Genomic DNA, 15,473 nt, shown 5'->3' with positions numbered 1-15,473 from the left:
CTTCCTGTAATTAGCAATATTTGAAATTCGCGCGGATTATAAGGGATTTATCGCAAGAATCCTACCTTTATCACAGTTTTTAATTTACAAAAAAATACCAGCTAATTTGTAGCTGGTATTTTTAATGAAGATAATAGACTAATGCCCTTCACTCACGATATTAATAGTATATTGTGGAATATCTACCACCATATCACTATCAACAACTTTTGCTTGGCAAGAAAGACGACTTTCTGGCTCTAAGCCCCATGCTTTATCTAGCATGTCATCTTCTAGATCATCGCTTTCTTCAAGTTCATCAAACCCTTCACGAATGACTACATGGCAAGTAGTACAGGCACATGACTTTTCACAAGCATGTTCAATATGAATGCCATTTTTTAAAGCAACATCAAGAACTGTTTCACCAACTTCAGCTTCTACAACTGCTCCGTCTGGACAAAGTTCTTCGTGTGGAAGAAATACAATTTGTGGCATAGCGTTTACGTCCTAAAGTTCATCTACTGAGTGGCCTGTTAAAGCGGCCTTAATTGAATTATCCATGCGTTTAGCGGCAAAAGCTTGCGTTTGTGCGTCTAGGGCTTCAATCGCTTTTTCAATGGCGTCTACATCATCGGCAGCTGCACACTGTGCCAAGCTTGTCATTCCAGACTCTACTTGCTGACGTTCAGCTTCAGTAAGTAAATGCCCATCTTTTTCTAACGCGGAATTAAGGCTTTCTAATACACGCTGTGCTTCAACCTTTTGTTCAGTCAACATACGACGCTCAATGTCTGCTTTGGCGTTAGCCATTGAGTCTTTGAGCATGGTGGCGATTTCAGTATCTGAAAGACCGAATGATGGCTTAACCTCAATACTGGCTTTGACTTCGGTAGACTTTTCCATGGCAGTTACACTGAGTAAGCCATCAGCATCCACTTGATAAGTCACCCGAATGTGAGCAGCACCTGCGGCTAACGGTGGAATATCGGTTAATGCAAACTTAGCCAGAGAGCGACAATCATCAACGAGTTCACGCTCACCTTGAACCACATGAACCATCATAGCGGTTTGACCATCTTTGAAGGTGGTAAACTCCTGAGCACGCGCAACTGGAATTGTGGTATTTCTTGGTACCACTTTTTCTACCAATCCACCCATGGTTTCAATACCTAGCGATAGTGGGATCACATCAAGCAATAACAAATCTGATTCAGGTTTATTACCCACTAGAATGTCAGCTTGAATAGCGGCACCAATGGCTACTACGCGATCAGGGTCGATTGAGGTCAATGGCGCTTTACCAAAGAATTTTTCAACTTGTTCGCGAACTAATGGAACTCGAGTTGAACCACCAACCATAACGGTTTCTAGCACTTCATCAACGCTTACATCTGCATCACGCAAAGCACGACGACAGCTTGCAATCGTCTTTTTAACCAACGGCAGAATTAACGCATCAAAATCAGCTTTACTGATTTCAGCTTCAAGCTGTTGTTCGTTATCTAAAGTCAGTGACGCCTTAACGGAATCAGCATCAGTTAAGGCTTCTTTGATGCGACGAGCTTCGATTTGTAAGCGACGAGATTCAGTTGTACTTAACTGTGCAAGCTGCCAATTTTTAACAAGATGTTCTTCTAATAGATGATCAAAATCATCACCACCGAGAGCAGAGTCACCGCCAGTAGCGAGAACTTCAAATACGCCTTTATTTAGGCGTAAAATTGAGACATCAAAAGTACCTCCACCAAGATCGTAAACAGCAATGACTCCTTCTTGCTTGGTATCCAAACCATAGGCAATCGCGGCAGCCGTTGGTTCATTAAGTAAGCGCAATACATTAACACCCAGTAATGAAGCCGCATCTTTCGTACCTTGACGTTGAGCATCATCAAAATAGGCCGGAACCGTGATCACCACGCCTTCCAGATCACCACCCAATGTTTGTTCAGCAGTTTTAATCAAAGGCTTTAGGATTTCTGACGAGACTTGAATGGCGTTAACTTGACCAGCAACGGTATTGAATACTGGTAAGCCTTGCTCACTTGCCGAAAGATCATAAGCTAAATTAGGATATTTACTTTGAACATCACTAAGACTACGCCCCATAAAACGCTTTACGGATACAATAGTATTTTTAGGATCAGCGGCTGATGCTTGTGCTGCTTGCTGACCAACAAGAATAGAATCTTTTGAATAATGTACAACAGAGGGTAAAGAATGTTGCCCCTGCTCACTAGCTAAAGTTTGTGCTTCGCCACTACGAACCGCAGCTACTAGCGAGTTAGTTGTACCTAAATCAATACCAACAGCTAATCGATGCTGATGTGGTGCCGCGCTCTGTCCCGGCTCGGCAATTTGCAAAAGTGCCATAAATTCTCTTTAAATGATTTAAAGGTTACTCAATAGATGAATAAGTTTAATTATGTTCAAGGAGCGATAGTGAGAACGACAACAGAAACGCACATCCATGTGCTCACGACCGTGACGTCCTGTCACGGACGGTTGTCTTATCACACTATCGCTCCCTCAAATATTCACTGATAAATTCAGCCCAAAAGATCACTAATCTAGCCGCATCAAAGATCGAATAAATCGTCTTCAATACGTATTAGTTCATCCTGCAATTTTGCCATAAATTTCAGCTTACGTATCTGATCTGCTGCGATTAAATTGGCTTCATTTGCATTAGCTTCTAAATTAGTCGCTAGTATCGAAGAATATTCAGTTTCATGTTGCTTAAATGACGATTGAAGTTCATCTATACCTTGATGTGGATCGGCCATTGCTGAAATATCTTCTAACGCTTCACGCCATTCCATTTGCTGCATCAAAAAGCTGGTATCTTTTACCGTTGCCGTTTCATGACTTAAATCAATACCACGCAATTGCAAAATATGCTCTGCGCGACGAATGGGATTTTTTAACGTCTGAAAACCATCATTAATTTGAGCTGTTTTTTGTACTGCAAGTAGTTTTTCTTGCTCGCTTTTATTAGCAAACTTGTCTGGATGGACGGTTCTTTGAAGTTCTCGATAACGCTCAGAGAGTTGAGCGTTATCGATCGAAAAATGAGTTGGAAAGCCAAAAAGCTCAAAATAGTTCATTTTATCGGTGTGTTATACAGTGAAACTTTCACCGCAACCACACTCTCCTTTCGCATTTGGGTTATTAAATTGAAAACCTTCGTTCAAGCCTTCTTTAACAAAATCTAATTCAATACCTTGCAGGTATATAAAGCTTTTCGCATCAATAATGATGTTTACGCCTTCAATTTCATAGATTTCATCATCGTCATTAAGTTCATCCACAAACTCAAGGACATAAGACATCCCTGAGCAACCGGATGTCTTAAGGCCTAAACGTAAGCCAATACCTTTACCACGATTTTTTAAAAATGCCTTTACTCGATCTGAAGCCGCAGCTGTCATGGTAATAGCCATTTAATACTCCGATGACTAACCTTGTGCTAGCGCTTGTTGCTTAGATTTAAAATCTTCCAAAGCTGCTTGAATCGCATCTTCAGCCAAAATTGAGCAGTGAATTTTTACTGGTGGCAAAGCCAATTCTTGCGCAATTTGGGTATTTTTAATTTTTGCAGCTTCTTCCATAGTCTTACCCTTAACCCACTCTGTAACTAGAGAGCTAGAGGCAATAGCACTACCGCAACCATAAGTTTTGAATTTAGCATCTTCGATGATACCTTCTTCATTAATCTTAAGTTGCAGCTTCATTACGTCACCACATGCTGGAGCGCCAACCATTCCAGTTGCGACGTTTGGATCGTTCTTGTCCATGGAACCAACATTACGAGGATTTTCGTAGTGGTCAATTACTTCTTCACTGTACGCCATAATTTGTACTCCTTAATGGTGAGTCCATTGAACTGAATTTAAGTCAACACCGTCTTGATACATTTCCCAAAGCGGAGACATATCACGCAGTTTACCAATCGACTTGTTAATAATGTCGATGGCGAAATCAATATCTTCTTCTGTGGTAAAACGACCAATCGAGAAGCGAATTGAGCTGTGAGCCATTTCATCGTTTAACCCTAAAGCACGGAGAACATAGCTAGGCTCAAGGCTTGCTGAGGTACAAGCAGAACCTGAAGATACCGCTAAGTCTTTTAGTGCCATCATTAACGATTCACCTTCAACAAAGTTGAAGCTTACGTTTAAAGCACCACAGTAACGGTTGTCAAAATCACCGTTTATATAGGTTTCTTCGATGTCTTTGATACCAGCCCATAGTTTGTCACGTAGGTGACGAACGCGGTCGTTATCTTTGTCCATATCGGCTTTAGCGATAGCCGCAGCCTCACCTAAACCAACGATTTGGTGAGTAGCTAACGTACCTGAACGCATACCACGCTCATGCCCACCACCGTGAACCATTGCTTCTAAACGTATACGTGGCTTACGACGTACGTAAAGTGCACCGATACCTTTAGGGCCATACATTTTGTGACCTGAAATTGAAATCAAGTCCACTTTCATGTCTTGAACGTCGATGGGTAATTTACCAACACTTTGCGCAGCATCAACGTGGAAAACAATTTTCTTTGAACGACAAAGCTCACCAATGGCTTTAATATCGTGGATCACGCCAATTTCATTATTCACGTGCATTAAACTAAGAAGGATCGTGTCTTCTCTCATTGCACCTTCAAGGCGATCCATAGGAATAATACCGTTAGCGTCTGGCTCCAGATAAGTTACTTCAAAGCCTTCACGCTCTAACTGACGGCAAGTATCTAATACTGCTTTGTGTTCAGTTTTACTGGTAATAATGTGCTTACCTTTTTTGTGATAGAAGTGTGCAACACCTTTAATTGCAAGGTTGTCTGACTCCGTAGCACCTGAGGTAAAAATAATTTCACGAGGGTCACCGTTTATCAAATCAGCGATTTGATTACGAGCAATATCTACCGCTTCTTCAGCTTGCCAGCCATAGCGGTGAGAACGTGAAGCAGGATTACCAAAGACTCCGTCCATGGTCATGTACTGCATCATCTTTTCAGCAACACGAGGATCAACCGGTGTTGTTGCTGCATAATCCAAATAGATAGGAAGCTTCATTACACACTCCGTACTCAATTGTCAGTGCTTCGACACAAAAGGTACAAACATCAATTATTATTACGCAAAAATCTTAAAGCTAGATCTCTATAGAGAAAGCCTATGTTCTTGCTGCATTTTATCTTGTTTTACCGAGATATATTGAACATCTCTTTTATTCATCAAACCTTCTAGACTAATTCCATCTAGAAAATCAGAAATCTGTTTGCTTAAATCGCCCCATAAGGAGTGAGTAAGACAGCGGTTTCCACCTTGGCAATTACCTTGACCATGACAGCGTGTCGCTTCCACAGATTCATCTACTGCGTGGACAACCATGCCAACAGAAATTTCAGCTGCATCTTGACCAAGGCGATATCCTCCACCCGGACCACGTACACTGGCAACTAAACCTTTCTTTCTTAATTTGGCAAAAAGCTGTTCTAGGTATGACAGAGAAATTCCCTGCCTTTCAGAAATGTCGGCCAACGGAACAGGACCGCTTGCGGAATGAATAGCCACATCAAGCATCGCTGTGACGGCATAGCGTCCTTTTGAGGTAAGTTTCATAACTAAACCAGTTCCTATTAATCGTATAACATGAATTGAAACATACCTGACTAAATTAGTCAAGTATTGCAAAGTGTGATCTGGAAGTAGGTTTAAAGAGGAGAAATGAGATTTAAGGCGCGTATTTAACCTTGTTCGTACGCTAAATTCAATGAAAAAATGGATTTTCTTTTGATTTAGCAACAAGATGTTAAATTGTGGTTACAAAAGCTAAAATTAAAGACCTCTAACTCCTTTAGAAGCCTTAATAAAATTAGATCATTGGATCAAACTCATCCAACTGTTTTTTACGCTTTTCAGCAGCAGCAATCTCATCTTCTGAGAATTCTTCAATATTCAATTCAGGTAACTTATCAGTGCAGACTTCACCACCCATTTGTTGTACTTCATGACAAACATCTTGGAGTTTAGAGTCCATCAAATGCATATGATCCATTAACTGACCAATAGCATTGGCAACCGGATCTGGGTTATCAGGTGATACCGCATACGCATCAAACCCATATTTTTTTGCCATTTCGCTTCGACGGCGTGTGGTTTCTTCACCCTGTTCTGTTTGGGTCGCAACCTCTCTGCCAGGAATACCCACAACGGTTCTTTCTTTAGTGACGGTTTTCACCACCACTGAGTTTGAACCCACTCTAGCACCATCTTCGATTAGAATAGGACCAAGAACTTTTGCTCCTGCACCTATGACAACGTTATTGCCTAGTGTTGGGTGACGCTTGCCACTATTCCAGCTTGTACCACCTAAAGTAACGCCATGGTACAAAGTACAATCATCACCGATTTCAGCCGTTTCACCAATCACAACGCCCATGCCGTGGTCAATAAAGAAACGTCTTCCGATGGTAGCTCCTGGATGGATTTCAACGCCTGTTAGCCAACGAGAAAATGTCGAAATCAATCTTGCTAGCAAATGCCATTCTTTTTTCCACAGCTTATGGCTAGCACGATGTAGCCAAATGGCATGCATACCGGGATAATTTAACAAAATTTCCCAAGTACTTCTTGCAGCGGGGTCTCTATGGTAGATAGAGGCAATATCTTCTTTGATTCTAGAAATCACACCCATGCTGATAAGTATCCATGCAAATGTAATCGAAGAATTTTGGTGCTCATTTTAAGTGCTGAGCAAGGCGCTATTGCGAAGGAATACCGGCAGTCTTTCAAGCAATAGGAACGCTGCGCAGTGCTTAAAAGGGGCATCAAAAAATATGTTTTCATTAGCATGGGTACTTATTGATCCTTTTTCGTCGCTTTATCTATTGAGGTTAAAATACCTCTAAGTATATTCATCTCTGGAGCTTCAATTCTTGCTCGGGTAAACAGCCTGCGCAATTTCGTCATGATCTGTCCTGGATGATTCTTAATAATAAAGCCTGTATTAGAGAGTGTACTTTCCAAATGTTCAAAAAATCGTTCTTGATCTTTTTGAAGTGGGTATTCAGCAATCTCTTGTGGTTCACGAGTGGCATTTAACATAGCCATACGAGTTTCATAGCAGACAATTTGTACGGCTTGAGCCAGATTCAGCGAACTATAATCAGGGTTTGCAGGAATCACTACATGGTAATGACACTTCTGCAACTCTTCATTAGTCAAACCATGGTTTTCACGACCGAATACAATCGCAACCTCATGGTTTCGCCCTTCTTCCACCAGCTTTTCACCCGCTTCTCTTGGTTCTAGCACAGGCCAATCCAGCGTTCGACTTCTTGCACTTGTAGCCACTACCAAGCTGCAATCTTCAATAGCTTTGTCAAATGATTCAACGGTGACAGCGTCTTTCAAAATATCGGCTGCACCAGCTGCCAACGCTATTGATTGACCATCTGGCTCTACCCTTGGCTCTGCGAGATAGAGTTTTGATAACCCCATAGTTTTCATAGCTCTGGCTACTGAGCCTATATTTCCAGGGTGAGAGGTTCCAACTAGAACGATACGGATATTATTCAGCATGTGGGTTTAGCTTTACTTCTAAAAGAATATAAGGCGGGATAGTAACATATTGATGAGTTGAGTGTGTATATCTACGAACTTGATAGGTTGGTATAGCAGCCAGATAAATAGCTGCTATACCATTTTATACATTAATTTTTCTTAGCACTGCGCTTTGCTTCTAGCTCTAGATGTAATTCTTTTGAGAGATTCTGAATTTTAGGAAAAATAGTTCTCATCATATTTTGAGATAAAACCATTGTATCTTGCATAATCAACGGCATTTTTTTAACATAGACTTGCCTGATTCTGTTCGATAGAAAGCTAAAGAGTCTCGAATCTCTTTTTCTGTAAAGCGCTTCATGTAAATTTCAATAACTGGTTCTTCCATTTTTTTCCAGCTAAACTCTGCTTTGATTAGATTCCTTACCTTCTGCATATGACGCTCAAAGATTTCTTTTTCATCTTCACGAATACCTAACTGTTTTTCAGTTCCTTTCATCATTTGGTTCATTTGCGCAAGGCCTGAGTCAACAAGAGCGCTTACATTCGTTTCTTTGATTAACTCATTCACTGCTTCCCGCTTTGATTGCTCATCAGCAGAGGCTTGAGCTGATAAAAATAAAGTTGCGACGAGCAGCTGCGCTTTAACAAGAGTATTTAATTTGAACATTTGAATTACTTCCTTGAATTAGATTCCAATATGTGATTTTCACGTCCATTATAAAAGTATCGTCATAGCTTTCTATACAAAACTTTAAAACTAGACACAAAATTTCAAAAAAAAGATCTATTAAGCTACACACTTGACTAATGTCAATTCGCTTTTATCCATGCCGAATATTCTTACCACAACAGCGCAAACGAGCATCAATTTATTTTTTGTTTGCGTCGCGTTACAAACAATATTCGGAGCAGGTCATGGAAAAGAAAACAAACGATATCAACACCCAACGTCGTAACTTCTTAGGCGGTTCAGTAGGTGTAGGTTTAGTAGGTGCGGGTTTAGCAGCGGGATTAGTTTCAACCTCAGCATCTGCGAGTCATCATAAAAAAAGTGACCGTATGGCGAGGTATACGGCAGATCAATTAGAGCGCGTTACACAAGAACTTGTTCCACCACCATTCGTACCAAAGCATGAACAAGTAGCAAAAGGAAAACCAAAAGTCGTTCAAGTCACTTTAACTGTTGAAGAGAAACAAGTTGAGCTTGAAAACGGCGTTAAGGCATGGGTTTCTGCATTTAACGGCAGTGTTCCTGGTCCGCTTATTGTTTGTCACCAACATGATTATGTTGAACTAACTCTAAAAAATCCTAAAACTAACGCTCTAGCCCACAACATTGATTTACACGCATCAACAGGTGCTTTGGGTGGTGGAGAACTAACTTTAGTATCTCCAGGTGAAGAAGTTACATTCCGCTTTAAGGCTACCAAGGTTGGTACATTCGTTTACCACTGTGCACCTGGCGGTATCATGATCCCATGGCACGTCGCAATGGGTATGGCAGGCGCAATCATGGTTCTTCCTCGTGATGGTTTAAAAGACGGTCATGGCAACCCAATTCGCTACGACAAAGCTTACTATGTCGGCGAGCAAGACTTCTATGTTCCAACAGATAAAAATGGCAAGTACAAAGAGTATTCTACCGTTACTGGCAGTATGAACGACACCTTAGAAGTAATGAAAACCCTTACTCCATCACACATTGTATTCAATGGTGCGGTAGGTGCATTAACGGGTAAGAATGCCATGACGGCCAAAGTCGGTGAAACCGTTATGTTTATTCACTCACAACCAAACCGAGATACCCGCCCACACATTATTGGTGGTCATGGCGATTACGTATGGGCAACTGGTCAATTTAATGATGCGCCGCAAACTGACCTAGAAACGTGGGGTATCCCTGGTGGTTGTGCTGGTGCTGCAATTTACACCTTCTTACAACCAGGCCTGTACGCTTATGTGAACCACAACCTTATCGAAGCCATCATGAAAGGTGCTGCAGGTCACATTAAAGTAGACGGCGAGTGGGATGACGACCTAATGGTTCAACTTAAAAAGCCAACCAAAATGGCGTAACACCATAATGCCAAACCAATGAGGGCGGAAACGCCCTCAATTTTTCATTTAGTGAAAAAGGTGCCAATCATGATGAATAATGCGTTAAAACAATGGCGACAATTCACTTTAATAACTATTTGTTTTCTCCTCACTTCAACCTTAAATGCAGCCGAAAAGCGAATCGACTATCCATTAAGCAGTGCCATTTATCAATGGTATGGTTTCCTTGACTCCCAAAATCTCGGCAAGGAAAAACAAGCTCAATATCCCAATGTGGACTTTCAAGAATTAAAAGATGCAAAGGTAATCCTAGGAGCGCATCACCTACTGTCTATCGTCCCGGTTAAACAAAATAGTAAAACTGCTGAAGTGGAAGTAGAGCTGGAGTTTCTGCCAAAAGTAGCGAATAGCAGTGAAGTTTACGGTTATTACTTGATTCAAACACTCAAACTGGATAAAGAATCTGGAAAAGTATTGAGTAGCAAAACTGTTACGAATGAAAAAGATGACTTCACTTCAAAATTCCGAAGTGCTAGCGAACCCAATTTAATCAAAGCGTTTATTTATCAATGGACACAGAACCTAGACAACTTAAGCGTAAATCAACCGAACAGCCATATCCCTTGGAATAAGCATTTTACAGCTAATACAAAATTTAAAGCTGAAGAGACCTCCGCATCTTCACTTGCGAGTTACTTTAATCTTTTAGCAAATACAAAAGCTAAAACCAGCAGACGTGCGATTCGAAATCTAAATATAAAATCCATCAGCGGAACTAATCAATTTCAAATTGATTTTGAATATCAATGGAGTCTTCTCAATCAATACGATGAAAATGAACTTGCACAATTGGGTGTCACTCTTGTAGTCAGCATCAAAAATGGAGTGGTAATTGTGTACGAGTATAAAGCGAAATATTTACCGCCTGTTACCGACCTTGGCGCAGAAATTCGTTGTTAATAAGGAACTTTTATGTACAAATTCATTAAATTTATTAAGCGCTCCTCACTTATCGCAGCGATTGCATTGATCGCATCAATATCCGCTCACGCCAAAATGCCAATTTTAAAAGGCATCGGCGGTGATTTTACCCTTAATAGCAGTAAAGGAAAGCAAGTCAGCCTTTCCGATTTTCGCGGAAAAGTGGTATTGATGTTTTTTGGCTACACCAATTGTGCCGACATTTGCCCTACGACTATGGCGCATGTAGCTCAAATGGTGAAAAAACTATCCCCTGAACAACAAGCTAAAGTGCAAGTCTTATTCGTTAGTATTGATAGTGAGTACGACACCCCTAAACATCTCAATAAATACCTCAGTTACTTTGATCCTAGCTTTATTGGATTGGTGGATGACAAAGAAAAAATTGATCACGTTGCCAAACTCTACAGTGCTGAATATTCAAAGCTAGCAGATGAGAGAGTTACCACCGAATTTAAAAAACTCAGTTTGGAGGACAAAAATGCGCCAAAGAAAAAAGGCTATTTGTTTTCACACACTGCCAAGATTTTCGTGATAGATGGCAAAGGTCGTATGCGCGGGTATTTTTACACTGGCACGCCACTAAAAGAGATGCGCGATGATGTCACACAGTTACTTGCAACTAGTAAATAAAGGAGCATAACAATGAAAAAATTCCTTTTAATTGTTTTATCACTTTTAACTTCTATTGTTAGTTATTCCTTATTGGCAGAACAGTTAACAGTTGAAAATGCATGGATTAGAGCCATGCCACCTACTTCCAGAGTTGTACCTATTTATTTGACGATGAAAAATACTGGCGACCAACCTATCAAGTTATTGGCAATAAATAGCCCCAATGGCAGAATCGAGCTTCATCAAACCATAATGAAGAACGGGCTAATGCGAATGACGCCAGTTGAAAAAATCATGGTGGATTCACACGGGCAAACAACGATGGCACCAGGTGGCTACCACGGAATGATGATGAACTTTACTCAAGGCGTTCCAGCAAAAGGCGATTCTGTTCCATTAACGCTAACATTTAATAATGGTGAAAAGCTGACAATAATGGCAGCTGTAAAAATGAATAGCGATGAAACCATGCATCACCACCATCATTAATCAATAACTTTGATCTAACCGAGTGTTTTGTTCAATAATTTGATTTATGTTATGAGGCTAATAATTATAACGATATTAGCCTCTTATGATCACTGAACCTTATATCCATCGTGTTGTCCACCAACACCACTTATTTTCAAACCTTGCAGAAAATGAACTTTCTCGGTTAATGAGTAATGCTGCATTAATCAATTTGAAAGCACATGAAAATCTCTTCTTTCAAGGTGAACCCGCTAAACGCTTTTACTTACTACTGCACGGTAATCTTCAGCTTTATCGCACCAATCCTCAAGGGCAGGATAAAGTTATTGATGTGGTCAGAGAAGGACATACTTTTGCTGAGGCATTAATGTTTAATAAGCAGTCGATGTATCCAGTCTCTGCTCAAACAGTTTCAGAGTGCCAACTTATCAGCTTTGACTGTGAAAAGTATCTCAATATGCTTAAACAAAATACTGAAGCATGTTTGGCTGTTATGGCAAATATGAGTATGCGTTTACGAAAAAATATTAATGAAGTCGAGGTTCTTTCATTACAAAATGCTCAATCAAGATTACTTCTGTTTTTAATGCATCATATGAAGCCAACGGCCGAGAATCAAGGCCAAGTGTATCTCGATATTCCTAAACGTGTTTTAGCTTCGCGATTGTCTATCCAGCCTGAAACCTTTTCTCGATTAATCAAAAAAATGACCAACAACGAGTTAATCGAAGAATCAGGCCACGATATTATCATCAAAGATGTTCGTAAATTATACGCCAGCGTAAATGTACCTTTTGATCCTTTAGTTTCTGCTGACTCGAATAACAAACAAAGCATTCCGATTATTAATATGTAAATTATGAGAACGATTAGATTTTGCGATAATTTTGGTTGCTGTATATAGGTAGCTTGCGTATAATCCGCTCGCTATTTTTTCGTTCTTTAACATCCAGGGGATTGCAATGCATCCAATGCTGACTATTGCCGTTCGCGCTGCTCGCGCTGCCGGCCAAACTATCATGCGCGCTTACGCCGAATTAGACCAAGTTGAAGTTACAGCTAAAGGTCTAAATGACTTTGTTACTAACGTAGACAAAGAAGCTGAAGCGGCTATTACATACCAAATCCGTAAGTCTTACCCTGACCACACTATTGTTGGTGAAGAAGGTGGTGAAGATCGCGGTAAAGATAAAGACTACATGTGGATTGTTGATCCTCTAGATGGAACGAATAACTTTGTCCGTGGTATCCCTCATTTTGCTGTTTCTATCGCACTTCAAATTAAAGGTAAAACTGAAATTGCCGTAGTATTTGACCCTGTGCGTAACGAGCTATTCTCAGCTGTTAAAGGTCAAGGCGCTAAACTGAACGATTATAGACTTCGTGTTACTGACGCTAAAGGTCTAAACGGCACTATTTTAGCAACGGCATTCCCATTTAAAGCACGTCAGCACACTGAAACCTACATGAATATCATCACTGAAGTATTCAGTGAGTGTAATGACATCCGTCGTGCAGGCTCAGCTGCACTTGATTTAGCTTATGTAGCCTCTGGCCGAGTTGATGGTTACTTTGAGATCGGCCTAAAGCCTTGGGATATTGCAGCTGGCGACCTTATTTGTCGTGAAGCTGGCGGTACCGTTACCGACTTTACTGGCGGTCACAATTACCTTGTGTCTGGTAATATCGTTGCTGGTGCGCCTAAAGTAACGACTGGTTTAGTTAAGCTAATGCGCCCTCTTCTAAACGAAGGTTTAAAGCGTTAACAAGCAAGTATTATTTATGATTAAGCGGACTTTATGTCCGCTTTTTTGATCTTTATTAAGGTTTTTTTTACCAACCTCAGTAAAATAACCAAGCAAACCACTCAGGTATTAATAATATGATTAATATAGATGAACCCGCGCACAAGCAATTTCGCCCTGCTATTTTCAGATTAGGCTTTCGCCCATTCTTCTTATTTGGCAGTATTTTTAGCGTCTTCGCCTTGGGCTTATGGGCAATGACACTATCAGGAAAAATTAACTTTCAACCTCATGGCAATCCAATTTGGTGGCATGGACATGAAATGATTTTTGGGTTTGTGTCAGCCATAGTTATCGGTTTTTTATTAACGGCTGTGCAAAACTGGACAGGACAACCGGGACTTAAGGGCTGGCCTCTAATAGGCTTGTTTCTTCTCTGGCTACTTGGTCGAGTGGCATTGCTAAACTCAACTCTTTTATCGCTTCCTCTAGCAGCATCAATTGACTTACTGTTTTTACCTATGGCGAGTTTAGCGCTTTTTATCTCTGTTTATAAGGTTAAACAGTGGCGCAATATGATTTTTGTTCCAGTGTTATTGTTATTGACACTTATGAATGCCATATCTTATTTAGGTGTTTTTATTGCTGATATGTCGCTGATGAATACAGCTCTTTATGGTGCGGTTATTATCATTACTTTTATCGTTGCTTTATTAGGTGGGCGTGTAATTCCGTTTTTCACCGATAGAGCAAGTGATTGGCAGAGAACTCCTAATCTGCCCGCTCTAGAAATTGCAACTATTGCAACACTTGCCTTAACTCTAGTCGCTTTCTTTTCTGGCAGTGAATTGTTTCTTCAAATTGCATCAGCACTTGCAGGGTTGGTGATCTTTGCTCGTTGGAGTCGCTGGGGCTGGAACTACACCTTTAAAGTACCATTATTGTGGTCATTGCACTTTAGCTTTATCTTCATTCCAATTGGATTATTTTTGATTGCGGCAGGGTTTCCTCTAAGCATAGGTCTACATTCCCTAACTGTGGGTGGAATGGGTGGTATGATTTTAGCTATGATGGCGAGAGTCAGCTTAGGTCATACTGGCCGGCAGTTAGTGCCACCAAAGCCTGTTGTATTTGGATTTGCGTTAATGATTTTAGCGACCATTGCTCGAATCACAGCTGGCCTAGTTTCAGACTTATATTTACCTATGATTGTCACCGCAGTTCTTTTTTGGTGTATTGCATTTGGACTATTCATTCTGTTTTATGCATCAATGCTTATGCAACCAAGAGCAGATGGAAGACCGGGGTGATTTGAGAAAAGAATAAATGATATTTCGAGAAAATGATGTTTATCTATTTCAACTTAGGTAAACATCAATTTTTGATATTAATTGTTTTTTCTGCAAACACCACTTTGACAGCTTATCCCTGTTTTATTTTCGGCCGTTCCCTTGAAGATATATTTGTTAGAGTCGCTAGACTGAACCGTTACTCCAACACTTCCGATCAAGAAAGTATCATCAATGAATGACGCTGTTTCCCCTTTAGGCACTTTTGCACTAATGCCATAAACCGGAAAATTAACGACCACATCACCCGAAGTTTGATTCACAATAGGAATGCACGTTTTAGCCATCCCTTGAGACTCGCAACCACCTTTCCCTACTCGAGCATAGATTGCAAAATAATTACTTGAAAATTTAGAGGCTATCACAGTTGAGCTTGTGTCAACATTTTCATGATTTAATGCTGCACTAGCTGCAAATGAAGCAATGCTCATTGTCAACAAGCTTAGCGGAATAGCAAAGTATTTTACCTTCATAATCAACTCCTAAAAATTAGTCAACATCCTATTTTAATTATAAAAAATTGATCCATATAGAATATAAATTAATAACTTATAGCCTTGAAACAAAAAGCCTAGGGCAAACGGGTCTAAATTAGACACTCAGTTTGCCCACGGTTAAAACCTTCATCAAATAATCTTCATCCCAGCCAGCTTTTAACCGTTTGCTTTTTATTCCAACTTTTGCTGTTTTCTCATTTT

Annotated in this window: 18 protein-coding genes; 7 read left to right on the top strand and 11 right to left on the bottom strand. The window is 40.4% G+C overall.

Annotation, left to right across the window (positions count from 1 at the left end; translation table 11 throughout):
• Positions 1–138: 138 nt before the first annotated feature.
• The 10 genes from fdx to D5018_RS15410 all read right to left on the bottom strand — a co-directional run bounded on the left by fdx (position 139) and on the right by D5018_RS15410 (position 8,223).
• Positions 139–477, bottom strand: coding sequence for an ISC system 2Fe-2S type ferredoxin (gene fdx / locus D5018_RS15455; RefSeq protein WP_121839902.1), 339 nt, complete (start codon positions 475–477; stop codon positions 139–141).
• 12 nt (positions 478–489) lie between these two features.
• A complete protein-coding gene (hscA, locus tag D5018_RS15450) occupies positions 490–2,352 on the bottom strand; it encodes a Fe-S protein assembly chaperone HscA (protein ID WP_121839901.1) in 1,863 nt (620 codons plus the stop codon).
• Positions 2,353–2,558: 206 nt separating this feature from the next.
• Positions 2,559–3,086: a co-chaperone HscB gene (hscB, locus tag D5018_RS15445; protein WP_121839900.1), complete on the bottom strand. Its 528-nt coding sequence runs from the start codon at positions 3,084–3,086 to the stop codon at positions 2,559–2,561.
• A 12-nt stretch (positions 3,087–3,098) separates the two neighbouring features.
• Positions 3,099–3,422, bottom strand: a complete 324-nt coding sequence (gene iscA, locus D5018_RS15440) for an iron-sulfur cluster assembly protein IscA (protein WP_121839899.1) — start codon at positions 3,420–3,422, stop codon at positions 3,099–3,101.
• A 15-nt stretch (positions 3,423–3,437) separates the two neighbouring features.
• On the bottom strand, positions 3,438–3,833 hold the full coding sequence (gene iscU / locus D5018_RS15435; protein ID WP_121839898.1) for a Fe-S cluster assembly scaffold IscU: 396 nt from the start codon (positions 3,831–3,833) through the stop codon (positions 3,438–3,440).
• A 12-nt stretch (positions 3,834–3,845) separates the two neighbouring features.
• Positions 3,846–5,060: an IscS subfamily cysteine desulfurase gene (locus D5018_RS15430; protein ID WP_121839897.1), complete on the bottom strand. Its 1,215-nt coding sequence runs from the start codon at positions 5,058–5,060 to the stop codon at positions 3,846–3,848.
• 87 nt (positions 5,061–5,147) lie between these two features.
• Complete coding sequence (gene iscR, locus D5018_RS15425) at positions 5,148–5,609, bottom strand: Fe-S cluster assembly transcriptional regulator IscR (RefSeq protein WP_121839896.1); 462 nt, start codon at positions 5,607–5,609, stop codon at positions 5,148–5,150.
• Between the two features lie 253 nt (positions 5,610–5,862).
• A complete protein-coding gene (gene cysE / locus D5018_RS15420; RefSeq protein ID WP_121839895.1) occupies positions 5,863–6,684 on the bottom strand; it encodes a serine O-acetyltransferase in 822 nt (273 codons plus the stop codon).
• Positions 6,685–6,848: 164 nt separating this feature from the next.
• Entirely contained in the window at positions 6,849–7,571 is a 723-nt protein-coding gene (gene trmJ / locus D5018_RS15415) for a tRNA (cytosine(32)/uridine(32)-2'-O)-methyltransferase TrmJ (RefSeq protein WP_121839894.1), read from the bottom strand.
• Between the two features lie 253 nt (positions 7,572–7,824).
• Entirely contained in the window at positions 7,825–8,223 is a 399-nt protein-coding gene (locus tag D5018_RS15410; protein ID WP_121839893.1) for a DUF2059 domain-containing protein, read from the bottom strand.
• A gap of 248 nt (positions 8,224–8,471) precedes the next feature.
• Between D5018_RS15410 and nirK the strand changes: the two genes are divergently transcribed.
• The 7 genes from nirK (at position 8,472) to D5018_RS15375 (ending at position 14,736) form a co-directional block, all read left to right on the top strand.
• Positions 8,472–9,632: a copper-containing nitrite reductase gene (nirK, locus tag D5018_RS15405; RefSeq protein ID WP_121839892.1), complete on the top strand. Its 1,161-nt coding sequence runs from the start codon at positions 8,472–8,474 to the stop codon at positions 9,630–9,632.
• Positions 9,633–9,701: 69 nt separating this feature from the next.
• Complete coding sequence (locus tag D5018_RS15400; protein ID WP_121839891.1) at positions 9,702–10,574, top strand: hypothetical protein; 873 nt, start codon at positions 9,702–9,704, stop codon at positions 10,572–10,574.
• A 12-nt stretch (positions 10,575–10,586) separates the two neighbouring features.
• A complete protein-coding gene (locus tag D5018_RS15395) occupies positions 10,587–11,228 on the top strand; it encodes an SCO family protein (RefSeq protein WP_121839890.1) in 642 nt (213 codons plus the stop codon).
• 12 nt (positions 11,229–11,240) lie between these two features.
• Positions 11,241–11,699 carry a copper chaperone PCu(A)C gene (locus D5018_RS15390; protein ID WP_121839889.1) on the top strand — a complete coding sequence of 153 codons (459 nt, stop codon included), beginning with the start codon at positions 11,241–11,243 and terminating at the stop codon, positions 11,697–11,699.
• Between the two features lie 85 nt (positions 11,700–11,784).
• Positions 11,785–12,537 carry a Crp/Fnr family transcriptional regulator gene (locus D5018_RS15385; RefSeq protein WP_121839888.1) on the top strand — a complete coding sequence of 251 codons (753 nt, stop codon included), beginning with the start codon at positions 11,785–11,787 and terminating at the stop codon, positions 12,535–12,537.
• 106 nt (positions 12,538–12,643) lie between these two features.
• Positions 12,644–13,447, top strand: coding sequence for an inositol-1-monophosphatase (suhB, locus tag D5018_RS15380; protein ID WP_121839887.1), 804 nt, complete (start codon positions 12,644–12,646; stop codon positions 13,445–13,447).
• 116 nt (positions 13,448–13,563) lie between these two features.
• On the top strand, positions 13,564–14,736 hold the full coding sequence (locus D5018_RS15375) for an NnrS family protein (protein WP_121839886.1): 1,173 nt from the start codon (positions 13,564–13,566) through the stop codon (positions 14,734–14,736).
• Between the two features lie 77 nt (positions 14,737–14,813).
• Here the strand turns inward: D5018_RS15375 and D5018_RS15370 are convergent, their stop codons facing one another.
• Entirely contained in the window at positions 14,814–15,248 is a 435-nt protein-coding gene (locus D5018_RS15370; protein ID WP_121839885.1) for a hypothetical protein, read from the bottom strand.
• Positions 15,249–15,473: the final 225 nt, after the last annotated feature.

The organism is Parashewanella curva, assembly GCF_003675895.1.
Classification (GTDB): domain Bacteria; phylum Pseudomonadota; class Gammaproteobacteria; order Enterobacterales; family Shewanellaceae; genus Parashewanella; species Parashewanella curva.
Note: the sequence above shows the minus strand (reverse complement) of the source record. Positions and strands in the feature narration are given on the sequence as shown.